This window comes from Hymenobacter perfusus (genome assembly GCF_003944765.1).
Classification (GTDB): domain Bacteria; phylum Bacteroidota; class Bacteroidia; order Cytophagales; family Hymenobacteraceae; genus Hymenobacter; species Hymenobacter perfusus.
Window position 1 is genome coordinate 474,117 of record NZ_RWIU01000004.1, and the last position, 22,571, is coordinate 496,687.

20 protein-coding genes are annotated in these 22,571 nt (G+C 58.2%); 13 read left to right on the plus strand and 7 right to left on the minus strand.

The window, feature by feature from the left end; all coding sequences use genetic code 11:
• Positions 1-163 precede the first annotated feature (163 nt).
• Both tpiA and EI293_RS14360 read left to right on the plus strand, forming a co-directional pair.
• Positions 164-928, plus strand: coding sequence for a triose-phosphate isomerase (gene tpiA, locus EI293_RS14355; RefSeq protein ID WP_125438993.1), 765 nt, complete (start codon positions 164-166; stop codon positions 926-928).
• Between the two features lie 109 nt (positions 929-1,037).
• On the plus strand, positions 1,038-1,418 hold the full coding sequence (locus EI293_RS14360) for a DUF6150 family protein (protein WP_246010652.1): 381 nt from the start codon (positions 1,038-1,040) through the stop codon (positions 1,416-1,418).
• A gap of 111 nt (positions 1,419-1,529) precedes the next feature.
• Here the strand turns inward: EI293_RS14360 and EI293_RS14365 are convergent, their stop codons facing one another.
• Positions 1,530-1,856 (minus strand): OmpA family protein, encoded by a 327-nt coding sequence (locus tag EI293_RS14365; RefSeq protein WP_125438995.1) that lies wholly within the window; start codon positions 1,854-1,856, stop codon positions 1,530-1,532.
• Between the two features lie 14 nt (positions 1,857-1,870).
• Positions 1,871-2,572: a hypothetical protein gene (locus tag EI293_RS14370; protein ID WP_125438997.1), complete on the minus strand. Its 702-nt coding sequence runs from the start codon at positions 2,570-2,572 to the stop codon at positions 1,871-1,873.
• A 167-nt stretch (positions 2,573-2,739) separates the two neighbouring features.
• Here EI293_RS14370 and prmA point away from each other — a divergent pair, with 167 nt between their 5' ends.
• The 9 genes from prmA to EI293_RS14420 all read left to right on the plus strand — a co-directional run bounded on the left by prmA (position 2,740) and on the right by EI293_RS14420 (position 14,771).
• A complete protein-coding gene (gene prmA / locus EI293_RS14375) occupies positions 2,740-3,576 on the plus strand; it encodes a 50S ribosomal protein L11 methyltransferase (protein WP_125438999.1) in 837 nt (278 codons plus the stop codon).
• Between the two features lie 208 nt (positions 3,577-3,784).
• Positions 3,785-9,004 carry a hypothetical protein gene (locus EI293_RS14380; RefSeq protein WP_125439001.1) on the plus strand — a complete coding sequence of 1,740 codons (5,220 nt, stop codon included), beginning with the start codon at positions 3,785-3,787 and terminating at the stop codon, positions 9,002-9,004.
• Between the two features lie 248 nt (positions 9,005-9,252).
• Positions 9,253-9,894, plus strand: a complete 642-nt coding sequence (gene plsY, locus EI293_RS14385) for a glycerol-3-phosphate 1-O-acyltransferase PlsY (protein WP_125439003.1) — start codon at positions 9,253-9,255, stop codon at positions 9,892-9,894.
• A 318-nt stretch (positions 9,895-10,212) separates the two neighbouring features.
• Positions 10,213-10,536: a hypothetical protein gene (locus EI293_RS14390; protein WP_125439005.1), complete on the plus strand. Its 324-nt coding sequence runs from the start codon at positions 10,213-10,215 to the stop codon at positions 10,534-10,536.
• 124 nt (positions 10,537-10,660) lie between these two features.
• Entirely contained in the window at positions 10,661-10,996 is a 336-nt protein-coding gene (locus tag EI293_RS14400) for a YbbC/YhhH family protein (protein ID WP_125439007.1), read from the plus strand.
• Positions 10,997-11,073: 77 nt separating this feature from the next.
• Entirely contained in the window at positions 11,074-11,550 is a 477-nt protein-coding gene (locus EI293_RS14405; protein ID WP_170170381.1) for a DUF2199 domain-containing protein, read from the plus strand.
• A 189-nt stretch (positions 11,551-11,739) separates the two neighbouring features.
• Positions 11,740-12,288, plus strand: coding sequence for a hypothetical protein (locus EI293_RS14410; RefSeq protein WP_125439011.1), 549 nt, complete (start codon positions 11,740-11,742; stop codon positions 12,286-12,288).
• Positions 12,289-12,366: 78 nt separating this feature from the next.
• Positions 12,367-13,731 (plus strand): dipeptidase, encoded by a 1,365-nt coding sequence (locus tag EI293_RS14415; RefSeq protein WP_125439013.1) that lies wholly within the window; start codon positions 12,367-12,369, stop codon positions 13,729-13,731.
• A 782-nt stretch (positions 13,732-14,513) separates the two neighbouring features.
• Entirely contained in the window at positions 14,514-14,771 is a 258-nt protein-coding gene (locus EI293_RS14420; protein ID WP_125439015.1) for a carboxypeptidase regulatory-like domain-containing protein, read from the plus strand.
• Positions 14,772-15,021: 250 nt separating this feature from the next.
• Here the strand turns inward: EI293_RS14420 and EI293_RS14425 are convergent, their stop codons facing one another.
• The 3 genes from EI293_RS14425 to EI293_RS14435 form a co-directional block, all read right to left on the minus strand.
• Positions 15,022-15,618 (minus strand): porin family protein, encoded by a 597-nt coding sequence (locus tag EI293_RS14425; protein ID WP_125439017.1) that lies wholly within the window; start codon positions 15,616-15,618, stop codon positions 15,022-15,024.
• Positions 15,619-15,755: 137 nt separating this feature from the next.
• The gene (locus EI293_RS14430) at positions 15,756-16,424 is read right to left on the minus strand and encodes a porin family protein (protein WP_125439019.1); all 669 of its coding nucleotides are present in this window, start codon (positions 16,422-16,424) and stop codon (positions 15,756-15,758) included.
• Between the two features lie 176 nt (positions 16,425-16,600).
• Complete coding sequence (locus EI293_RS14435) at positions 16,601-17,344, minus strand: porin family protein (RefSeq protein ID WP_125439021.1); 744 nt, start codon at positions 17,342-17,344, stop codon at positions 16,601-16,603.
• Between the two features lie 275 nt (positions 17,345-17,619).
• Here EI293_RS14435 and EI293_RS14440 point away from each other — a divergent pair, with 275 nt between their 5' ends.
• Both EI293_RS14440 and EI293_RS14445 read left to right on the plus strand, forming a co-directional pair.
• Positions 17,620-18,720, plus strand: coding sequence for an acyloxyacyl hydrolase (locus EI293_RS14440; RefSeq protein WP_125439023.1), 1,101 nt, complete (start codon positions 17,620-17,622; stop codon positions 18,718-18,720).
• 139 nt (positions 18,721-18,859) lie between these two features.
• On the plus strand, positions 18,860-19,510 hold the full coding sequence (locus tag EI293_RS14445; protein ID WP_125439025.1) for a DUF2306 domain-containing protein: 651 nt from the start codon (positions 18,860-18,862) through the stop codon (positions 19,508-19,510).
• 202 nt (positions 19,511-19,712) lie between these two features.
• Here the strand turns inward: EI293_RS14445 and EI293_RS14450 are convergent, their stop codons facing one another.
• The gene (locus tag EI293_RS14450) at positions 19,713-20,747 is read right to left on the minus strand and encodes a quinone-dependent dihydroorotate dehydrogenase (protein ID WP_125439095.1); all 1,035 of its coding nucleotides are present in this window, start codon (positions 20,745-20,747) and stop codon (positions 19,713-19,715) included.
• Positions 20,748-20,843: 96 nt separating this feature from the next.
• Entirely contained in the window at positions 20,844-22,382 is a 1,539-nt protein-coding gene (locus EI293_RS14455) for a YifB family Mg chelatase-like AAA ATPase (RefSeq protein ID WP_125439027.1), read from the minus strand.
• Positions 22,383-22,571 lie beyond the last annotated feature (189 nt).

Here is a 22,571-nt window from a genome sequence, read left to right on the forward strand (position 1 = left end):
GGCTGCAAGCCGTCGGGCTGGTTGCCGCAAGCTGACGTTGCTACGCCGTTGTGCTGACGAACCGGACGACGACCGGCCCGACGGCTTGCAGCCGCCGGACCGGAACCACTACCCCGCATTCCCCTAACTTGCGGGCCAACTCCCAACCTCAACCCTTTCCGCAATGCGTAAGAATATTGTCGCTGGCAACTGGAAGATGAATACCACTCTCCAGGATGCCCAGGCCCTGATTTCCGAAATCGTACACATGGTGCAGGACGAAGTAACCGGCTCCTCGGTAGAGGTGGTGGTGTGCCCGCCGTTCCCGTTCCTGTCGGCCGTGGGCAAGCAGCTGCCCGAGGGCGGCCGGTTCCACTTGGGCGCACAGAACTGCCACCAGAAGGAAAGCGGCGCGTTTACCGGCGAAGTATCGGCTAAGATGCTGCAGTCGGTGGGCGTGGAGTACGTGATTCTGGGTCACTCGGAGCGTCGCCAGTATTTCCGCGAGGACGACGAGCTGCTGAGCCAGAAGCTGAAAGCCGCGCTGGCCGCCGGCCTCAAGCCTATCTTCTGCGTGGGCGAAACCTTGGAAACCCGCGAGGCTGACGAAACTTTCAAGTACTTGGAGAAGCAGCTGAAAGACGGCCTGTTTCACCTCAGCAATGAGGAGTTCGACCAGGTAGTTATTGCCTACGAGCCCATCTGGGCCATCGGGACCGGCAGAACGGCTACCAGCGCCCAGGCCCAGGAAGTACACGCCTTCATCAGGGAGCAGATTGCCCGCGCCTACGACGCCGAGGCGGCCCTGAACACCAGCATCCTCTACGGTGGTTCGGCCAACGCCCAGAACGCCCGCGAGCTGTTCAGCCAGCCCGACGTCGACGGCGGCCTTATCGGCGGTGCCGCCCTCAAGTCCCGCGACTTCACGGAAATCATCAAGTCGTTCTAAGTATAGAAGTGAGCGTTTAGAACCGAGAGCTTAGAATTGAGAAGTAGTCGGCCACATTTTTGCTTCTCACCTCTTGGCTCTCAGCTCTCACTTCTACCATTCCGCCTCCATGCTCCCAACGCTGCTTCTCTCCGGCCTGCTGGCCCTCAACCCGTTTGCCTCCGCGCCCCGCGTGCCGCTGGCGGCTCCGGCCGTGGCGGTTTCCGTGGATGGGTGCCGGATCTTCGGTTCCGTCTTCCTGGAAACCGACCCGCGCCGCAAGAGCCAGTGTTTCGGGGTGGTGTATCTGGAGCCGGAGGAAGCCTTTGCCGACGTGCTCATCTACCCGGAAACCAACAAGCTATTTGCCGACAAAGCTGGCCTCTGGTATCTGGCCGATTCGCCCCACTTCGCCGATTACGCGCTGTTCGTGACGGACAACCGCAACCTGGCCGACTTCTCCATTCACTATACCAAAGTGCGCAGCTACGCTGGCTGCCGGAAGCAGTAAGTTAGCAGTGAGGTATAAAAAGTGAGCGGTGAGACGCTCGTTCTGAAACCCAGTTGGGCCAACAGAACGAGCGTCTCACCGCTCACTTTTTATACCTCACTGCTGTAACAGTTACAGCTTCACCAGCTCCACCCGGCGGTTTTTGGCCCGTCCTGCTTCCGTGGTGTTGTCGGCTAGTGGTTTGGTCTGGCCGAACCCGGCGGGCTGGAGGCGACTGCCGGCAACCCCTGCTTTGGTAAGCTCGGCAACCACCGTAGCGGCGCGGTCATCGGAAAGCTGCTGATTCCGGCCTGGGGTGCCCACGTTATCGGTGTGGCCCTGCACGGCTAGGCGCAGCTGCGGGTTTTGCTGCAACAGCTTCAGGACCTCCGCCATCGTGCCCGCCGACTCGGGCCGGAGGGTGGCTTTATCCGTGTCGAAGTTGAGGTAGAGGGCTATGTGGCCTTCCGTATCTAGTTTTTTTTTAACTCTTCGGCCGGTAGCACCGTGGCCTGTTGCGGCATGGCGGCGCGCTCCGTCACGGTGAGGTTATAGTCCCCGTCGCTGCCCAGCGGCGTTACCTGCGCCCATACTTCCTTATCCTTTTGCCGGATAACGTAGGTGCTGGTTTCGTGGTCGGTGCTCACGCTCCATTTGCCGTGCTTGTACACCGCATCCGAGCCGATTTTGTCAATAGCTTCCTGGGGTACTTTGCCGGCAAACACCTTCACTGCCCCCAGCCCGGTTAGCAGCGTTTCATAGTTACGCTGAATCATCAGCTCAGAAGCTTTTTTCTCGCCGCTGCTCTCATCAAATAGCCGCTGCGACACTTTGCCTTCTATCGGCACCAGGTTCTTGCCATCATACACGTAAGCCATTTCGAAGTCGTAGTCCTCGCTGTTGCTGGTATTGACTTCGTAGCCCTTCAGCGCGCTCAGGTAAGGAAAGCCGCCCAGATTGGCTGCTGTAACGGGTACGGTATTGATATCGAAGGTGGCCGCCGGAGCGGTAGCAGGCGTGGCCTCAGGCGTTTCCGTAGCGGCCGGAGCCGCAGTGCTGGTGGTAACGGTTTGGGTTTCGGTGGTGGTTTCTTCGGCTTTGTCCTTGCTGCCGCAGGCGGAAAGCGTGGCAGTAATGGCGAAAGCCAGGGAGAGGTAGCGCAGTGTGCGTTTCATAGGAGGGGAGTGGACTTGGTTGCTCAAATAAAGATATTTTTATATTAAAATAGTCTGATGCAGGAAAGGTCTAGCTGGCATTTGGGATGGGTAAGCCGGTTTTTTGGCCGAACTTTGCCTGCCCGGTTCAGCCGGCTTTCCCGATTTGCCTTTTTACCGAACAACTGATGGATTACGTTGAACTGCGCGTACAGGCTCCCCGCGAGCTGAGCGACATACTGGTGGCCGAGCTGGCCGAAGTCGGCTACAATACCTTCGAAGACAACGACGAAGGCTTCTGCGCCTACATTGATGAGGACCAGTTCTCAGCCGATAGCGTAGCCGAAATCATGAGCCGCTACGAGGGCCTGGGCGAGCTGGAGTTCTCGCACCGCGTGATTACCCGCCAGAACTGGAACGCCGAGTGGGAAAAGAACTTCCAGCCCCTGGTCATTGCCGATCAGGTATCGGTGCGCGCGCCTTTCCACGAGGCCCGGCCCGATCTGAAGCACGAAATCGTGATTATGCCGCGCATGTCCTTCGGCACCGGCCACCACGATACCACGGCCCTGATGATTACCAACCAGCTCCGCATCGACCACCAGGGCAAGCGGGTATTGGATATGGGCTGCGGCACCGGTATTCTGGCCGTGATGGCCGTGCAGTTGGGCGCGAGCTACGTGCTGGCCGTGGACGTGGAGCCCTGGACCGCCGAAAACGCCGCCGATAATGCCGCCGAAAACAACGTGCAGGACCAGGTGGAGGCACGCCTTGGCGACGTAACCGCTTTGGAAGGCGAGGAGCCTTTCGACCTGATTCTGGCCAACATCAACCGCAACGTGCTGCTGGAGGATATGGGTGCCTACGCGCAGTACCTCCGGCCCGGTGGCCCCATCCTGTTCAGCGGCTTCTACGAGGACGACCTGCCCCTCATTCGCGAAGCTGCCGAAAAAGCCGGCTTTCTATATGAAAGTCACCTGGTGCAGAACCACTGGGTATCGGCCGTGTTCCGGCAGCCGGCCTAGCGGCCTGGTCCGGATTTTGAGGCGTGCCGTGCAGCCTGGGCTATCTAGCCCAGGCTGCACTGTTTTCGGGGCAAACCGGCTGCTACTCAGAATTGAACGAAAGCCGGGCGGAGTATGATTGTGAGGAGGCCGGTATCCAAAGACCTCGGAAAGTGCCGGCTTTTCCTGAAATTGTAGGCGAGTAATCAGGTTTCTGCGAAAGAATTATATGAAGCACTTTGCTTTTAGATGGGTTTGCGCGCTGGTGTTGGGTATGGGGCTGAGTGCGCCGGCCTGGGCCCAGCAAAAGCCCCAGGCTACCAAACCCGGTACGGCCCCGGCGGCTCCGGCTCTTCCCAAATTTGCCGGTAAGCTCAGTTCTGAGCCCGCGCAGTTTCTGGTGGATGTGCAGTCGATGATGGCGACTACCAACAACGCGGCGGCCAAAACGGCTGGCACGCGGTTGCAGCAGGCCTGGGCTACCAATAAGCTCACGAGCGTGCAGCAGGGATACATCATTTCCCTGAGCCAGTACATGCTGGGGCGCAAGTTTCGGCCCAAGCCCCACTTCGAGCAGTTCTACACGGCCATTGCGGCCGGCGTGCTGGTGCAGAACTTCACGGAGCAGCAGATGACGGAGTTTCTGGACGTGACGGGCAAAACCCTGGAAAAGGAGCAGCCCGCCGACGCCGAGAAGTTTCTGGCCAGCGCGGCTCTGTTTCTGGACACCAAATTTCTGCACCGCTCCCGCTATAGCTCGTTGCAGGTAGTGGGCGGCTCGTTCAGCTTTGCCTACAACAAGCAGGACATGCCCCCGATGGCCCCGCCGGCTCCTGCGCCGGCTGCGCCCACTACGCCGGTGGCTACCACATCCAAGCCCATTAACACCAAGAAAAGCAGTGGCTGGGGCAACGAGGACCCCTGGGCCAGTGCCGATGACGGCTGGGGCGGCAGCGCCAAAAAGCCGGCTGGCACTGCCGCCAAACCCGCCGACTCCGGCTGGGATGCCACGGCGCAGCCTTCCTACGACACTTACCTGACGCCGCCTACGCGTGGGCCGGTTATTCTGCTCAAGGACGCCGACCTGTTCCTAGCTTCGCCTTCCGACTCGGTGTACATCCGCAAGACCAGCGGCGCGGTGGTGGGCACTACCAACCGGTTTGTGGGCTACGGCGGCGAGTTTGCTTGGCAGGTGAATGGCAACCCCGCCTCGGTGGCCCTCGCCAGCTACGACTTCGATTTGGCGAAGTCGGAGTTTGTGGCCAACCCGGTCACGCTGACCTACGTGGCTGTGCTAGAAACGCCCATCAAGGGCTGGTTTGCTTACAAGAGCGTGCAGCGCAAGCCCGGTGTGAAAGACACGGCCTATCCGCGCTTCATCTCCAACACCAACGACGCCCGCGTCAAGAATATCGGCGACAACATCCGCTACTTCGGGGGGTTCTCGCTCACGGGTAACCGGGCGCTGTCGGCTTCTTTGGACGGGGCGTTGTCGCGCATCATTGTGGATGTGGACGGCAAGCCTAAGTTCCGGGCCTCATCCCGGGCCTACGTGCTCGGCGACTCGCTCATCACGGCCCAGCACGCGCAGGTGTCCATTTTTCAGGATAAGCAGGACTCGCTCACGCACCCCGGCGTGCAGCTCAAGTACAACAAGAACAAGCAGATTCTGCAGCTGACCCGCGAGGCCGGCCTCTACAAATCGACGCCGTACTACGACTCCTACCACCAGATGGAGGTGGCCACCGAGCTGCTGACCTGGCCCGTGCGCACGCCCTACATCGACTTCAGCATCCTGACCGCCAAAAACCAGGTGACGGCCAACTTCGAGTCGAAGGAGTTCTACACCAACACCCGTTACCAGCAGATTAAGGCCATCAACAAGCTGCACCCGCTGCAGATGGTGGTAGGCTACAGCATGGAAAACGGCAATAAGCGCCTGTTCACGGTGCAGGACGTGGCCACCTTCCGCAAGCTCAAGCCCGATAACGTCCGCTCGGCCGTGGCCGGCCTGGCCCGCGACGGGTACGTGGCCTGGTACCCGCAGACGGAGCAGATTGTCCTGCTGCCCAAGGCCCTGCACTACGTAAATTCCTCGCGCGGCAAGAAGGACTACGACCACATTGCCATCAAAAGCCTAGCCCCGAACGGCAAAAATGCCACGCTCGACCTGAACACCAACGACCTGATTGTGCGGGGCGTGGACCGCTTCAACTTCTCTGATGACTCCGTGACGGTGTTCGTGAAGCCCGATTCCAGCATCATCCGCATCCAGAAAAACCGGGGCGTGCAGTTCAACGGCACGGTGGTGGCCTCGGCTTTTATCTTTAAAGGCAAGGAGTTCAAGTTCGATTACGACGGCTTCTACATTGACCTGGTCAAGATTGACTCCATCATCGTGAAGGGCAAGGGCTCGAAAGGCTCGGTGATGAAGGCCCGCAAGGACCTCGACTGGACGCTGACCAACAAGAAGAAGAACTCGGCTGGCCGCCTCTACATCAATGCGCCCAACAACAAATCGGGCCGCAAAAAGCTGGGCGCGTATCCGTCGTTCGATGCCAGCACCGGCGCGTACGTGTTCTTCGACAAGCCGGAAGTGCTGGGCGGTGCCTACGATACCACCATGTACTTCGATATTCCGCCCTTCAAGCTGGATTCGCTCAACAACAAGAACCGGGCGGCCGTGGGCTTCAAGGGAACCTTCGTGAGTGGTGGCATTGTGCCCAACTTCAACACCAAGCTCAGCATGCAGGATGACGGCTCGCTGGGCTTCGTGTACAACGTGCCCAAGGACGGCTTCCCGCTGTATGGCGGCAAGGGCCGGCTTTTCAACAAGGTGGCCATGAACAACAACGGCTTCCAGGGTATCGGCAATATCAAGTACCTGACCGGCGACTTCCAGAGCGACCAGTTCATCTTCTATAAAGACTCCGTGGTAACGGTGGGCAAAACGGCCACCATTCTGCCCGGTCCGCTCAACGGGACGGAGTTTGCCAAGGTGAACTTCCTGCCCGGCTACCAGATGAAATGGGCCGTGAAGCAGGACTCCATGTACCTGACTACTCAGGACAAGGGCGAGGCGTTTAAGGTGTACGACACTACCTACGGCTTCAAGGGCACGCTCACCTACACGCCCGGCGGCCTGCTGGGCGACGGCCGTATGGACGGTCCGCAGTCGTTTATCCGCTCCACCTCGTTCGTGTTCAAGCCCACGCGCTACACGGGCTCCAGGTCCACGCTCAATATCAAATCGGCGGAGGTGAACAAGCCGGCCCTCACGGCCAATAACGTGAACTTCACCTACGACCTGAAAGCGGGCAGCACCGAATTTGCCCGCGAGTCGGACGACAGCAAATCCAGCATCGAACTGCCGTACTCGCAGTACCGCACCACGCTGTCGGGCGGGAAGTGGGATTTCAAGACGAAGCTGGTGCAGCTGCGGCTGGCCCCCGGGGCCGATTCGTCCCGCTCGTTCTTTTACAGCACCAAGCCCGAGCAGCGCGGCCTCAAGTTCCAGGCCGCTACCGGCCAGTACGACCTGAGCCGCTACCGGCTGGTAGCAGGCGGCGTGCCGCGCATTTCCTCGGCCGATGCCTGGATTATGCCTGACTCCAGCAAGGTATACATTCTGCCCAACGCCGAGATGCGCGCCTTCCAGAACGCGGGCATCGTGATGGACACGCTGCGCAAGTACCACAACCTGTACAAGGGTGAAATTCGGGTGCTCTCGCGCACGGCGTTCAGCGGCAACGCCCTCTATAACTACAAAACCACCGCCGACTCCTTCGCCATCAAGTTTGCCAACTTCCATGTCGATTCCACGGCTATGGCTATGGCCTCGGTGGGCCGCAAAGGTGGCGTGGCGAAGGGCCTGCTGAAGCGCAGCCCCGCCGGCGACGAGACGGAAACTCCGCCCTCGCCGCCCACGCTGGCCGTGGCCACCCTGGCCGCCACCGACAAGTTCAACCTCGCGCCCCGCATCGGGTATCGGGGCGGCATCACCATGAACTCCCAGAAGAAGGGTTTCACCTTCGACGGACAGGCCAAGCTGAACTTCGTGAAGTCGGCCGCCGCTTCCGAGTGGTTTGCGGTGCAGGATACCATCGACCCCAAGGCCATCCGCATCAAGCTCAACAAGCCCAAAACCGAGGACGGCACGCCCATGCTCTCGGGCCTGTTCATGGCCGATGCCACCAACAAGATCTACCCGCTGTTTGTAGCTCCCAAGCCCGGCGTGACGGATATGAACCTGTTCGAGGTGGATGGTACGCTGCGCTACAACCCCAAGAGCCGGGTGTATGCCATTAGTCAGCACGACCCCGCCGACCCCGACGTGTACGAGGGCGCGGTGATGAGCGTGCAGGACTCTACGGGCCAGCTGAATTTCCGGGGTAAGCTCAACCTTATCAACTCCAACAAAGACTACACCCTCACCGCCGCCGGCCTGGGCACCGCCAAACCCGACAGCAACCTCTACGACCTGGATACCTTCCTGGCCTTCGATATTGTGTTGCCGGAGAAGGCCCTGGAGGCTATGGGCACCGACCTGGCCACCAACGCCAAGGGTGCACCCGAGGCCCTCACCGGCTCGCCGGCCCAGCTCTACAAAATGGGCGAGTTTGTGGGCAACAAGGTGGTGCAGGATTATAGCACCCGCAAGGGCGGCTACGTGCCGCTCCAGAAGGTATCGGCCAAATTCCTGCATACGCTGGTACTGAGCCAGGTGAACCTGCGCTGGAACGACAAGCGCAAGGCCTGGTACTCAGTGGGCAAAATTGGTTTGGTGAGCGTGGGCAAGAAGGACATCAACGCCCTGATTGACGGCTACATCGAAATCAAGAAGGAAAGCACCGGCGACGCCGTGGAGCTGTACCTGGAAGCCGAGCCGCAGACGTGGTACTACCTCAAGTACTCCAACAACGTGATGCTGGCGAAGGCCCAGCACGGCTCCTTCGATGAAATCATCGGCCTCAAGGCCAAGGGCGACTACAACACGGCCACCGAGTACGGCTTCTACCTCGGCGACGATATGGAGGTGCAGACTTTCCTCAACCACTTCCGCAAGGACTACCTGAACGAGACGGCCAAGAAGAAGATCAACATCACCCAGCCCGAGCCCACCGGCAACTTCGATTTTGACCAGGATGCCAACAAGAAGAAAAAGAAGAAGAAGGACCCGGTAGAAGAAGCCCTGGAAGCCGACCCCAACGCCGCCCCACCCGTGGAGGAGCCCACCGGCAAAAAGAAGAAGAAAAAGGACGAACCGGTAGAAGCCGCTCCGGCTCCCGCCGCCGATGCCGCTCCCGCCGAGGACACCGGCAAAAAGAAGAAGAAAAAAGACGAAGCCGTAGAGGCCACTCCGCCCGCCGACGCGCCGACGGAAGAGCCCAAAAAGGAGTCGAAGAAGAAAAAGAAGAAAGACGCCAACGACCCCTTCGGCGAAGAGTAAGCAAAGCCCCGGCCGACTTTCGGCCGGGGCTTTGCTTTTGTCAGGCCAGCCCCGAGCCGGCGGCTTTTTCAGCCGTCGGGCCGGTTGAAGCAAGCTGATGTTGGTGCGTCGTCGTTCAGGACCAGCAGCCGATAACCGGTCTGACGGCGTACCGCCGCCGGACCGGGGCGATGTTTCGGTTTCTGCCAACGCCCGTGCCCCGGCTCCGTATCTTTACCCCATCGACTGAACCGCTACCCTTTTCCCGCATGAATCTCCCCTTAGTGCTCGGCCTGCTGGTGGCCGCTTACCTCATCGGCTCCATCCCCACGGCTTTGTGGGTGGGCCGGGCATTTTTCGGGCTGGATATCCGGGAGCATGGCTCCGGCAACTCCGGGGCCACCAACACCTTCCGGGTGCTGGGCAAGAAGCCGGGTTCCTTCGTCATGGCCGTGGATGTGCTCAAGGGCTGGGTGGCTACCTCGTTGGCAATGGTGATGTTGAACCAGGGCGCCATCCTGCCCTCGCAGCTGCTGTACTACCAACTGGCCTGCGGGGTGCTGGCGGTGGTGGGCCACATTTACCCCATCTGGGCCGGGTTCCGGGGCGGCAAGGGCGTAGCCACCATTCTGGGCGTTATGCTGGCCATTGCCCCGGCTACCGTGGGCGTGTGCATTCTGGTGTTTATCGGGGTGTTGCTGGTGTCGCGCTACGTGTCCTTGAGCAGCATGACGGCCGGAGTAGTATTTGCACTGCTCCAGCTGCTGCCCCCGTTCCGGCCCGATAACCAGCTGCTGCTGTGGTTCGGCTTCGTGGTGGCCGGGCTGCTCATCTACACCCACCGCGCCAACATCGGCCGCCTCCGCGCTGGCACCGAAAGCCGCGTGCCCATGCCCTGGGATAAGAAGTGAGTAGATAAATCTGAAGTACTTATTGTTTTATCAATCTTCTTTGAGGTATCTGTACAGGTTGTAACCTAAGAATGCTACCAACCCTAGTCCTAATGCGGCCACTACGTAAGGCCCAATTGCCAGCGTTGTATATACCCAATCGGGGCCGCCGTGGGCATAGGCGTTATGATTGCTGCTCCACAGTAGCAGAAGCAGTAGGTGAAACGCATATGGAATAAAAATTTAGAACGTAACAAGTTAACACTATTGAAAGTGACGAGCATTCGAAAAAGGCAGCACACCCGGCTGACGTACTGGCCTAAATATGGAGTGCCTGTTATGTTGCTCCTGGCCATTCTTGCTGTAACCCTGCTGGTGCGGTGGGAGAAGTTTCCGGCTGAAGTGTATGTGCCCATAGTCGCCTCTCTGGCAGTGCTGTTTCTGCTCGCAGCAGCAGTCAGCTACCTGCTGCATTTCGTGTTCCTAACTGATGAAGAGGTAATAGTTAGGCGTTACGGCAAAGACTTGATGTATCCACGCGCGGCCATTAACTCCACGCACAGCGTTTTCATCAATCTATATGTGGTGGAAGTGCGCGACGGCAGAAAGTACTACTTCTTGCCCCGGGTGTCACGCGTAGTCAAGGATTTGCTTAATTTTTAAAGCGGCGGCAGGGCTGCTCATCTACCCCCGTCGCGCCACCACTCAGCGCCTGCGCGCCGGCACTGAAAGCCGCGTGCCCATGACCTGGGATAAGAAGTAAATGATAGTTACTAGATTCTAATTTATGAAAGCAGGAATTACACTTGGCAGTTTCTTAGTAGTGATGGTGTGTAATCTGCCACCGGTACAGGCTCAGGCAAATTTAACAACATCACAGAGTCAGTCAGTGAGCAGCAGACAATATGTTCCCGATAAAGCCACCGCCATCAAAATAGCTGAAGCAGTATGGCTGCCAATTTATGGGAAGAAGATTTATAAGGAAAAGCCATTCAACGCAGTGTCAAAAGGCACTAGCTGGATTGTTGAAGGCTCTCTGCCTGAAGGCATGGAAGGTGGGGTAGTATTTATTGAAATAAACAAAGCTGACGGGCGTATTGTCCGAGTTACGCACGGTAAATAGAAAAGTAGTGCTGACTTACTTGACACAAGTCAGCATAAAGTGATTCTCTTTCAACTTTGATTACATATGGAATTTGTTTGCGCCTGTTGTGGAAAACGCACGACTACCTGCCGGATATTGGTTTTGATAAACCAGATCATTATTTCGGTGTGCCCGAGGAGGAACGCAGTAGTCGAGTGCAGTTGACTGGCGACACATGTATCATTGACAATGAGGACTTTTTTATTCGTGGTGTTATTAAAATACCGATTACGGATGAAGAAATGTATTTTGGGATAGGTGTTTGGATTAGCCAGAAGAAGGAAAACTTTGAGAACTACCAGCAGCATCCGGACTCAGCCGAAATTGGACCTTACTTTGGTTGGCTGTGTTCTGATATTTCGGAATTCGGGGACACGCTGTCTTTGAAAACAGAAGCTCATTTTCAAAGTGGAAATCTGCGACCCTGGATAAAGCTGCACACGAGTGATCATCCGCTGGCAGTAGCGCAACGGGAAGGCATAAGCTTGGCGCGGGCTTGGGAGATTGTACACGAATACCTCCCAAAGGACTAATCCTCTCCTCGACGGGCTCCGCATTCCGTCGGTTTCCGCTGACCCCAGGTTTCATTTGCATCTTAGGGCCGCAGCAATCAGATAATCTACCGCTGCTGTATTTTGTGACCAAATGAAGTGTGATAAGATAATTTGTCACACTTCATTTGGTCACAAAAAGTAAGACAGCACTTATTAGCCCGTTATGATATGGATGCAACTAGAGGGTATTTTGCGCTTACCCAGACCCGCTACGCCGCGTGGCTCGGCGAGAACCGCAGCACGGTGGCCATGGTGGAAGCCGGCCACCGCGCCGCGCCCCTGCGAATAGGCAACCGGCAGGGAATACGCCTGGACTTGGCCACGGTGGGTAACACGCTCACCCCCGAAAACGAGCTGCGGACGCTGCCGCCCCTGCCGGAGCCCGCGCCGGAACCCGGCCCGCTGCACCACCGCCTGCGGGAGCTGCAGCACCAGCTCACCAACCTGCGCTACCGGCTGGAAAACCTGCAACGGCAGGCACAGCCCTACCTCAACCGGCTGCTGGCCGTGCCGGCCCTGCGGGCCTGGCCCGGGCCGGTGTCTAACCCCGAGCGAGAAGCACGCTGGCTCGATTCGTTTGAGCAGGAGGCCGTGCAGATGCTGCGCGACGTGTGCGGCCGGGGGCCGCAGCTGCTTCTGCAAGCTCGCATTGCCGGGCTGGAGCAGGAAACGGCGCTGCTGGAAGCCGCCCTCGGGGCGGGGCCGCCCGCTGCATAGGACGGGAATAGAACGGTGCGCTACTGCCCAACTTCCACTACTTTTACCCCCGTATTTCCAACCCCACTACCACCCCGTATGGCCTCTTTCCTCCAGCAGAACCAGGAGCGTTTCCTGACCGAACTCCTCGACTGGCTCCGCATTCCGTCGGTTTCCGCCGACCCCAAGTTTCACGGCGACGTACTGCGGGCCGCCGAGTACCTGAAGGCCCGCTTCCTGGAAGTAGGCCTGGAAAACGTGGAGCTGTGCCCTACGGCCGGTAACCCCATCGTGTACGGTGAGAAAATCATCGACCCCGCCCTGCCCACCGTGCTGGTGTACGGCCACTACGACGTGCAGCCCGCCGACCCTTATGAGCTGTGGGATTCGCCCCCGTTCGAGCCCGTTATCAAGGACGAGAAAATCTACGCCCGCGGGGCATGCGACGACAAAGGCCAGGTGTACATGCACGTAAAGGCCCTGGAAATGATGAACCAGGACGGCGGTTTGCCCTGCAACATCAAGGTGATGATTGAGGGTGAGGAGGAAATCGGTTCCAACAACCTCGGCATCTTCGTGCGCGCCAACAAGGAGAAGCTGAAGGCCGACGTCATCCTGATTTCCGACACCGGCATGCTGGCCAACGACGAGCCCAGCATCGAGGTGGGCCTGCGCGGCCTGAGCTACCACGAGGTGGAAGTAACCGGCCCCAACCGCGACCTGCACTCCGGCCTCTACGGCGGCGCGGTGGCTAACCCCATCAACGTGCTCTGCAAGATGATTACCAGCCTGCACGACGAAAACAACCACATCACCATCCCCGAGTTCTACAACAACGTAGCCGTCCTCACCGACGAGGAACGTGCCGAGCTGAACCGCGTGCCGCACTCCGACGACGAGTTCAAGAAGAGCATCGGCTTGCCCGATACCTACGGCGAGCAGGGCTACACCACCGTGGAGCGCATCGGCATCCGGCCCACGCTGGACGTGAACGGCATCTGGGGCGGCTACACCGGCGAGGGCGCCAAAACGGTTATTGCCTCCAAGGCCTACGCCAAAATTTCGATGCGCCTGGTGCCTAACCAGACCTCGGAGGAAATCACCCAGCTGTTCCAGCAGCACTTCGAGCGGATTGCGCCCAGCGGCGTGACGGTGAAGGTGAAGCCCCACCACGGCGGCGAGCCAGTGGTAACCCCCACCGACTCGGTGGCATACAAAGCGGCGGCCGATGCCATGGAAACCACCTTCGGCAAGCGCCCCATTCCGACGCGGGGGGGCGGCTCCATTCCCATCGTGGCCATGTTCAAGAGCGAGCTGGGCTTGGATACCGTGCTGCTCGGCTTCGGGCTGGACTCCGACGCCATCCACTCGCCCAATGAGCACTACGGCGTGTTCAACTTCCTGAAAGGCATCGAAACCATCCCGCACTTCTACCGCAACTACGCGGCGGCCGTGAAGGGCTAATGCAAGGCTAATTTCCCAACACAAGAAGAGCCCCTGCCGATTGTCGGTAGGGGCTCTTCTTGTGTTGGGAAGTTCATGGATGAGAGTTGTGAAATTTCTCCATCTTTACACCCTATCCTGCGCAGCCTTTTATGCCTGATCCGGCTGCGTTCCTACACACCTGTATTGCCTGCCCTGTAGTGGTTCACCCAATGAATCACTCCCCACTATCCCGCATCTATTTCAGGATGCGCAGGCTTTGCGTGTCACCTCTTCCTTGTTTTTTGATGACTTTCGCTGTATTCAGTGGCCGTAGAGCCCTGTATTCGATGCTTCTCCTGCTTTCTTTCCTCCGTGAAAAAATAAATCATGAAAAAAGTAATCGAAATGGACACATGGTCTTATCTTTTTGGTTCATGGGGAAAATTTTTATGGTATTCATGTCAAATATTTGTGTATATAATAATAGGGTATGTTTTAATTAATTTATTTAAAGTCGCAAAAAAATATTTTTCAATTAATAATTTTATAAACTAAATAAAGATAATATAGACGGTAACTATAATTGAGATAATGAAGAAACTGAATGATAGTATAAAACGCAAGGAGGTTCTTCTAGTCGCTGTCGTTAATCACAAACGATAAAATAAATAATCATGAATAACAAAATGATTTATTTTTCCGGTCTTCTTTTATTTGTAATAACTTCTATCTCAGGTTGCAGTACCGAGCGAAGTATTGTAAAGACGCCTAGCGTAGGAGAATAAAGCGTATATCGATTAAAGTCAAAAAATAATATTAATATGCCTATTGTTTTTGGTCAAATAAATTTATTGGAAAAGGGAGTTGTATATCCGGTGTCGGCTGCTATCATAACACTAGACGATGTTATGTTATCTGCTAATGAGAGAGGTGAATATAACATGACGATGAATCCGGGTATTCATCGTATTATGGTTGGTCAAATAGGAATGCACCAATCCAGAGTAACCTTAAAAGTTGTTCCGGGAGATTCTATTCGTATTGACTTTCAATTGCGGCCGGATTTGCGTCCGTTGTAATAGGTATGAAAGATAGTTGAATTTTGCCTGCCTAAATTTCCTCATAAAAGTAAGCGTCGGTTTATGGATACGTATCCATAAACCGACGCTTACTTTTATGAGGAAATTTTTGGCCTCTTTACAACGGTTTTGTGAAGGGTATCTAGGTAATGTAGAGACTTGATATTTCACGTCTCCTCGTTGCTGATGTTATTTCGTTAAACGGCGCAACTTCGGCCGTTTAACGGGGAGATACCGCTCCTTCCTTCTCCTAATTCCCTTGGAACGAGTACGTGAGGTACAGCTGGAAGGCACTGTTGCGGATGTTGTTCTGCACTTTGGTAGTGCCTACCGTCACCGATTTCTCCACGTTCGTGAGGCCGCCATTGTAGCGCAGGCCTACGCCCAGGCCGGTTTTGCGCTGGTAGCCCAGGCCGAACAGGTAACCCGCGTCCACGATGTTGTAGCTGGGCTTCACGTCGAGGCTCTGGTTGTCGGTTTTGCGGCGGGCGGCTACCAGAAAGCCCACCTGCGGGCCAGCCTCGAAGAACAAGCCATCCACGTTGACGTGGAAAACCAGCGGCACGTCCACGTAGTCGAGGCGGGTGGCTACCTCGGGGGAGGAGGGAAGCTTGGCTCCTTTGCGGGAGTAGATAACTTCGGGCTGGAAGGCAAACAGCTTCGAGAGGCCGATATTGGCGAAGCCGCCGGCCTGAAACCCGAAGGCGTTCTTGTAGCTGTCGGCCTGCTCGCCCACAAAGTTAGAGAGCGTACCACCGGCTTTCAGCCCCAGGGACACATTGCGCTGGGCCTGGGCCGCGCCGCTCAGACCGGTGAGCAGCAACAAAGAGAAAAGAGCTTTCTTCATGCGAAAAGGAAGGAAGAACGAAAAGGGAAACGGAGCGCGAAACTACGTGCAAACACCGTAGTAACGGCGGAAAGACGCAAAAACGGCCTCCCTCCGCATGGAGAGAGGCCGCTGGATAAGCTGGCAGGAACCCCGGCCTATTTGCCCGGCAGCAGGAAACCTACCGACGCTTGGAATACTGAGTTGCGGGCGTTGCGCACATCGGCGTCGCCGGTGTAACCGTCCTTGGCGAAGTCGGTGAACGAGCCGTTGTAGCGCAGGCCCAGCATGAAGCCGTTATCGGCCTGGTAGCCCAGCCCGGCCGCGTACCCGATTTCGTTGCGGTTCACGTTGCTGAGGTCGGCCACGCCCTGGCGCTGGATGGCCGTGTTACCGTTGATGGACACGCTGGATTCGTCCTTCACTTTCAGCAGATAGCTATACTGCGGGCCGGCCTCAAAGTAGGCCCCACCGGCGCGTATTTTCAGCAGCACCGGCACATCAATGTAGTTGTAGGTCCGGTCGCCGTCGTACTTTACTTTGGTGCCGCCCACGGTAAACTCGTCGTCGGCGTAAGTAAAGCCTTTCTGCGAGAACAGCACCTCCGGCTGCACCGACAGGAAACCATCGTCGAGCAGGCCAATGTTCAGCATAGCACCGCCGTGGAAACCGAATTTGTTCTTGTACTGGTCCTCGTTCGTCAGATCACCCGAGATATTGGAGAGGTTGCCGCCGGCTTTGAGGCCGAAACGGATACCCTGGGCCTTCGATTCGGAAACGGCAACAGTGGCCAGCAGGGCCGCAGCGGCCAGTAGTGACTTTTTCATGAGCGCAACAGAAGTTAGGGGTGGTGAGGGAAAACAAAAAAGTTCACGGCTGGCGTACGAAAAATGTGCCAGCCTGCTGCCTTTAACGGCTGTAACCGGGTAAAGGCATATAAATCAGCTGAAAAAAATGGCTGCCCTCCCGCAGGAAAGCAGCCATTCAGGTCGGCCGGGGCCGGTTATTTGGTCGGAATCAGGTAGCCGAGCTGCAGGGTGAAGGCGTTGTTAAACGCCTTCGGCTCGTTGTCCGTATTCTTGGTGTCGATGAGCGAGTTGAAGCCCCGGGCGTAGCGCAGACCCAGGCTGATGCCGCCGTCGGTCATGTAGCCCACGCCCGCCACGCCGCTGATGTCGAACTGCGCGAGGTCGGATTTGTAAGCGTCGTCGCGGCTGATGCCGGTGTAGTCGAGGAAGGCACCGTCGTTTTCTACTTTGTCCTTGTCACCATTGGTGAATTTGGTCGTGGTCTGCGACTTATTCTTAGAGCCAAAGAGGTAGCTCACCTGCGGACCCAGCTCAAAGAACAGGCCACCGGCGTTGATGCGGGCCAGCAACGGCACATCCAGGTAGTGCAGTACGCGCTGCTGCTCCTGCTCTACCGATTTCACGTTGGCGGCCAGATTCGTTTTCTGGGTCGTGCTAATTTCGTAACCCTTGCGGTTATAGAGCAATTCGGGAGCGAAGGAGAAGAACCCGTCGCTGCTAAGCGGGATGATTACGCCTACACCAGCATTATAGCCCAGTTTGTAGTCACCCAAGTCGGTGCTGTAGTTAGCGCCGGTGATCTGGCTCACATTGTCGCCGGAGATGTTGGAGTAGGTACCGCCTACTTTCACCCCGATGCGGAAGCCGCCGGCATCCTGTGCATTTACTACGGAAATGGAGGCAACGCCTAAAGCGGCCAGCAGTGCAATTTTTTTCATGACAATAGGGGGATTTGAACGCACAGATCAACAACCACTTCACCGACCACAACAGCCACGTTCCTCGTGGTTTTCAGGGGCTCATAGCGTAAAGCAACACCGTAGGGTTGCAGCATAAATCATATTTTCTCTGAAATTCACCAAAACGTAACAGCGGCGTTTCCGGCTAACTGGTACAACGGCAAGGAGTTAGCCAGGCGGATAAAAACGGGAGTTTCCAGCGGGCTAACAGGCTGATTTTGCTACTTTTGACGGAAAGTCGGCGCGTTGTTTTTATGAAGATTCGGTACAGATGGCTGCTCGCCGGCTTGCTTTTGGCGGGTGCTCCGGGCCTAGTGTGTGCCCAGCGCGTGGCCGAGCCGTTGGTAGTGGGGGCCTACGCGCAGGGTAGTTTCATTCTGGCCCATACGGCTTCGGTAAAGCACCTGGCCGTGTCGCACCCCACCGGTCTGGAGCTGAACGTGCAACGGCAAACCACCGGCGCGCAACCCTGGCACGCGTGGTACAAGTACCCGAAAGTGGGGCTGGCCCTGGTGTATTACGACTACCACAACGCCCGCCTGGGCCGCTCCTACGCGGCCAGCGTGTACATCAGCAAAACGTTCTGGCGGACCCGGCGGCAGGAGCTGAACTTCCGGCTGGGAACGGGCCTGGGCTACTTCCCGGAGCGGTTTGACGCCGAAACCAACCATAAGAATACCATCATCGGCTCCCGCCTGAACGCCACGCTGCAAACCCGCCTGGAGTACGATGTGGCCCTGACGCCACACCTGGGCCTGCTGCTGGGGCTGGGCCTGAACCATTATTCCAACGGGGCCACCACCAAACCCAACTTCGGCGTGAACCTGCCCACCGTGTTGCTGGGCCTCAACTACCATCAGCAGCGCCCGTTCCGGCCGGTAGATGCACCGCCCGCCCCTGAACCCACCGACATCGGCCGCAATTTTCTGAATCTGAGCGCCTCCACGGGCTGGAAGCAGCGCAACGAGGTGGATACCCGCGCTTATCTGGTCAACTCCGTGACGCTGGCCGCCGGCCGCCGCCTCAACCGCAAAAGCAACGTGGTAGCCGGCCTGGAAGGCTTCTACGACCGGAGCCTGACGGCCGAGTTCCGCGACACGGCCCGCGTCACCACCCGCTCGCCCGACGTGAAAAAGGCGGGGGCCTACGTGGGCCATGAGCTGCTGTTCGGGCGGCTGGCCTTCGTTTCGCACCTCGGGTTTTACGTGTATAATCCGTACAAATCCAACCGCTTCTACTACGAGCGGCTGGGCCTCAAGTACAACTTTACCGACCGCCTGTTCGGCAACATCGACCTGAAAGTACACGGCGGCTCCGCCGATGTGATTGAGTGGCGGCTGGGCTTGAAGCTGTGAGGTGACCAGTGTATAACCGGGTGCAGCTGAACGGCAGTAAATGGCGGTTCAGGCAGCGAGTCTGACGCTTGGGTAAGATGGAACGGGCGTTGTCGCGCCGCCACGCCATCTTGCCTGCACAACGTCACCCCTTACTGTTATGGAAACCTTTCTGCTGCTGAACCGCTGGCTGCACATTGCGGCCGGCTTTACCGGATTCTTTGTAGCGCCAGTAGCGCTTATCGTGCGGAAGGGCGGGCCGGCGCACCGGTTCTGGGGGAAGGTGTTCTTCTACGCCATGCTGGTGGCGGGCACCACGGCCCTGGCGGCGGCCAGCCTCAAAGGGCTCACGTTTCTACTGCTCACGGGCGTATTCAGCCTGTACCTGGCGCAGTTCGGGTACCGCTCGTTGCGGCACAAGCTCATGGGCCAGGGTCAGCAGGCCAGCCTCTACGACTGGGTAAGCGCGCTGCTGGGTCTGGCGGTGTTTGCCGGCACGCTGGGCTACGGCCTGTGGGCGCGGCCTTTCAACGTGGTGATGGTGGTCTTCGGTGCCATTGGCCTGATGACGACGGGGCGGCAGCTGTGGGCCTTTCGGCGGCCGGGGCCCTGGCCCGCCGGTCAGTGGCTGCGCAACCACATTTCGGGTTTTATGGGCTCCTACATTGCGGCCGTATCGGCATTTTCCGCCACCAGCCTCACGTTCATTCCGTTTCCGCTCAATTTCCTCTGGCCCACGCTGGTGCTGGTGCCCGTCCTGATATGGATGCAGCGCCGCCACGTTCCTAAAGGTGAAGTTGCGAAATTGTGAAGTGGTGAAGTTGTCATTGCGAGGCGGAGCCGAAGCAATCTATCCTTTACGCAGCCCGCCGCCCTTACCCACGCAAAAGCCCCTGACGCCAGTACAGACGTCAGGGGCTTTTGCGCAGGTCAGGGTTTTGTTCTTTGAAAAGGAAGGACTAACGCCGCTCTATGCGCGCAATATCCTTCGTCCTCGCAAGGGCAGCACAATTTTACAACTTCACCATCTCACTATTGATACTCCGCACGAGGCCTGGGCCTTCGTAGATGAAACCAGTGTAGAGCTGAAGCAGGCAGGCACCGGCCTCCAGTTTCTCGCGCGCATCGGCGGCCGAGTGGATGCCGCCGACGCCGATGATGGGCAGCTGGCCCCGGCTGTGCTGGCTCAGGTAACGGATTACCTCGGTGGCGCGCCGGCGTAGCGGTCGGCCGCTCAGGCCGCCCGCGCCCAGGGCCGTTACCCGCGCTTCCGGAGTGGTAAGGCCGGCCCGGCTGATGGTGGTATTGGTGGCGACCAGGCCGCTTAGGTTGGTTTCGCGGGCGATGAGCAGAATGTCGTCGAGCTGGGTGTCGGTGAGGTCGGGGGCTATTTTGAGCAGCAGCGGCCGGGGCACGGGCAGCGCCTGATTGCGCTCCTGCACCTGCTGCAACAGCCGGATTAGTGGCTCCCGCTCTTGCAGCTGCCGCAGGCCCGGCGTATTTGGCGACGATACGTTCACCACAAAGTAATCGACCACCTCGTGCAGGGCCTCCACGCAGGCCACGTAGTCGTGGGCCGCCAGCTCGTTGGGCGTGTCCTTGTTCTTGCCGATGTTACCCCCGATAATCAGGTGCTGGTTGCGGCGCTGGCGCAGGCGGGCGGCAGCGGCCTCGGCCCCGTGGTTGTTGAAGCCCATCCGGTTCACCAGGGCCGCATCCTGGGGCAGCCGGAACAGGCGCGGAGTCGGGTTGCCGGGCTGGGGGCGGGGCGTCACAGTACCAATTTCCACGAATCCGAAGCCCAGCGCGCCCAGCTCGTCGGTCAGCTCGGCATTCTTATCGAAGCCGGCCGCCAGCCCCACGGGGTTTCGGAACCGTAGCCCCAGCACATCGCGCTCCAGGTTCGGGTGCTGGAAATCGTAGAGCCCCCGCAACGCCGCCGCCGCCCCCGGCAGCCGGTAGGCCCGCTTCAGGTTGTCAAATACCAGATGATGAGCCTTCTCCGCATCCAGGCGAAAAAGCAGGGGCTTAACCAGGGAGTCGTATATCACGCCGCAAAAGTAATGGTGATTTAGTGAGTTGGTGATTTAGCGAGTGTACTGCTTGCGTGGTGTAAACAGACAGTAAACTCACTAAATCACCACTCACCCCGCCCAGCCTTCCCGGTCGAGGCTGCGGTACTGGATGGCTTCGGCCAGGTGGGGGAGCTGAATTTCTTTGGAGGCGGCCAGATCGGCAATGGTGCGGGAAACCTTCAGGATCCGGTCGTAGGCGCGGGCCGAGAGGCCGAGGCGCTCCATGGCCGTTTTGAGCAGGGTGATGCCGGCCGCGTCAATCCGGCAGATGTCCTTCACCATCTGGGACGGCATCATGGCGTTGGAGTGGATGTCGGGAAACTCCCGGAACCGTTCATTCTGCCGCTGCCGGGCCTGTTCCACCCGCTCCTGAATGGTGCGGCTGTCCTCGGCGCGGCGGGTTTCCGTCATCTGGTCGAACGTAACGGGCGTGACTTCCACGTGCAGATCAATGCGGTCCAGCAGCGGGCCGCTTACTTTGTTGAGGTAGCGCTGCACCACGCCGGGGCCGCACACGCACTCTTTTTCGGGGTGATTGTAGTAGCCACACGGGCAGGGGTTCATGCTGGCAATGAGCATGAAGTTGGCCGGAAAATCGATGCTGAGCTTGGCCCGCGAAATGGTCACGCGGCGCTCCTCCAGCGGCTGGCGCATCACCTCCAGCACCGTGCGCTTGAACTCCGGCAGCTCATCCAGAAACAGCACGCCGTTATGGGCCAGGGAAATTTCGCCCGGCTGCGGATTACCGCCCCCGCCCACCAGGGCCACGTCGGAAATAGTGTGATGGGGGCTGCGAAAAGGTCGGGTGTTGATCAGCGACGCATTAGCTCCGAGCTTACCTGCCACCGAGTGAATCTTGGTGCTTTCCAGGGCCTCCTGCATGTTCAGGGCCGGCAGAATACCGGGGAGGCGCTTGGCCAGCATGGTTTTGCCCGCGCCGGGCGGCCCGATCATGATGACGTTGTGGCCGCCGGCCGCCGCAATTTCCAGGGCGCGCTTGATGTTTTCCTGGCCCTGCACGTCGGCAAAATCGGCGGCGTACTGGTTGGCCGCCTGCTGAAAAAGGTCACGCGTGTCCATCACCACCGGCGCAATATCCAGCCGACCTTCCAGGAAATCCACGGCCTCCTGCATACTATCCACCGGAATAACATCCAGGTTATTGACAATGGCAGCTTCCTGGGCGTTTTCGCGGGGCAGAATAAAGCCTTTAAAGCCTTCCTTGCGGGCCTGAATGGCAATGGGCAACACGCCCCGAATCGGCCGCAACGCCCCATCCAGCGCCAGCTCGCCCATAATCACGTACTCCGGGAGCCGCTCGGTCGTCAGCTGCTGGGAGGCGTGCAGAATGCCCAGCCCGATGGGCAGATCGTAAGCGGAGCCTTCCTTGCGGATATCGGCCGGGGCCATGTTCACGACCACCTTGGTGCGCGGCATCCGGTAGCCCCGGAACTTGAGGGCCGCTTCCACCCGCTGCTGGCTTTCCTTGATGGCATTATCGGGCAGGCCCACCACAAAAAAACCGGTGCCCTGCGAAACGACGACTTCAATGGTAATAGTATAGGCGTTAACCCCTTGCACGGCCGAGCCGAAGGTTTTGGTAAGCATAAATAGAGAGGGTAGAAATGTGTCGGAGGGAAGATAGGCAGAAGTTGAAACAGAAATAGGGTAAGCATAAAAAGAACTGTCATCCTGAGCGGAGCGAAAGATCTTACCTGGTCAGGACGGCCCTTGGAACGGGCTATTTCGGCTTAAGTAAGATCCTTCGCTCCGCTCAGGATGACAGTTCTTCGGGAG

Bases quoted from the DNA above. Each gene is read 5' to 3' on its own strand.
- EI293_RS14430 (WP_125439019.1), bottom strand. From the start codon at position 16,424: ATGAAAAAGTCACTACTGGCCGCTGCGGCCCTGCTGGCCACTGTTGCC.
- EI293_RS14420 (WP_125439015.1), top strand. From the start codon at position 14,514: ATGCCTATTGTTTTTGGTCAAATAAATTTATTGGAAAAGGGAGTTGTA.
- tpiA (WP_125438993.1), top strand. From the start codon at position 164: ATGCGTAAGAATATTGTCGCTGGCAACTGGAAGATGAATACCACTCTC.
- EI293_RS14440 (WP_125439023.1), top strand. From the start codon at position 17,620: ATGAAGATTCGGTACAGATGGCTGCTCGCCGGCTTGCTTTTGGCGGGT.
- EI293_RS14435 (WP_125439021.1), bottom strand. From the start codon at position 17,344: ATGAAAAAAATTGCACTGCTGGCCGCTTTAGGCGTTGCCTCCATTTCC.
- EI293_RS14455 (WP_125439027.1), bottom strand. From the start codon at position 22,382: ATGCTTACCAAAACCTTCGGCTCGGCCGTGCAAGGGGTTAACGCCTAT.
- EI293_RS14370 (WP_125438997.1), bottom strand. From the start codon at position 2,572: ATGAAACGCACACTGCGCTACCTCTCCCTGGCTTTCGCCATTACTGCC.
- EI293_RS14360 (WP_246010652.1), top strand. From the start codon at position 1,038: ATGCTCCCAACGCTGCTTCTCTCCGGCCTGCTGGCCCTCAACCCGTTT.
- EI293_RS14445 (WP_125439025.1), top strand. From the start codon at position 18,860: ATGGAAACCTTTCTGCTGCTGAACCGCTGGCTGCACATTGCGGCCGGC.
- plsY (WP_125439003.1), top strand. From the start codon at position 9,253: ATGAATCTCCCCTTAGTGCTCGGCCTGCTGGTGGCCGCTTACCTCATC.
- EI293_RS14425 (WP_125439017.1), bottom strand. From the start codon at position 15,618: ATGAAGAAAGCTCTTTTCTCTTTGTTGCTGCTCACCGGTCTGAGCGGC.
- EI293_RS14410 (WP_125439011.1), top strand. From the start codon at position 11,740: ATGGATGCAACTAGAGGGTATTTTGCGCTTACCCAGACCCGCTACGCC.
- EI293_RS14380 (WP_125439001.1), top strand. From the start codon at position 3,785: ATGAAGCACTTTGCTTTTAGATGGGTTTGCGCGCTGGTGTTGGGTATG.
- EI293_RS14415 (WP_125439013.1), top strand. From the start codon at position 12,367: ATGGCCTCTTTCCTCCAGCAGAACCAGGAGCGTTTCCTGACCGAACTC.
- prmA (WP_125438999.1), top strand. From the start codon at position 2,740: ATGGATTACGTTGAACTGCGCGTACAGGCTCCCCGCGAGCTGAGCGAC.
- EI293_RS14400 (WP_125439007.1), top strand. From the start codon at position 10,661: ATGAAAGCAGGAATTACACTTGGCAGTTTCTTAGTAGTGATGGTGTGT.
- EI293_RS14390 (WP_125439005.1), top strand. From the start codon at position 10,213: ATGTTGCTCCTGGCCATTCTTGCTGTAACCCTGCTGGTGCGGTGGGAG.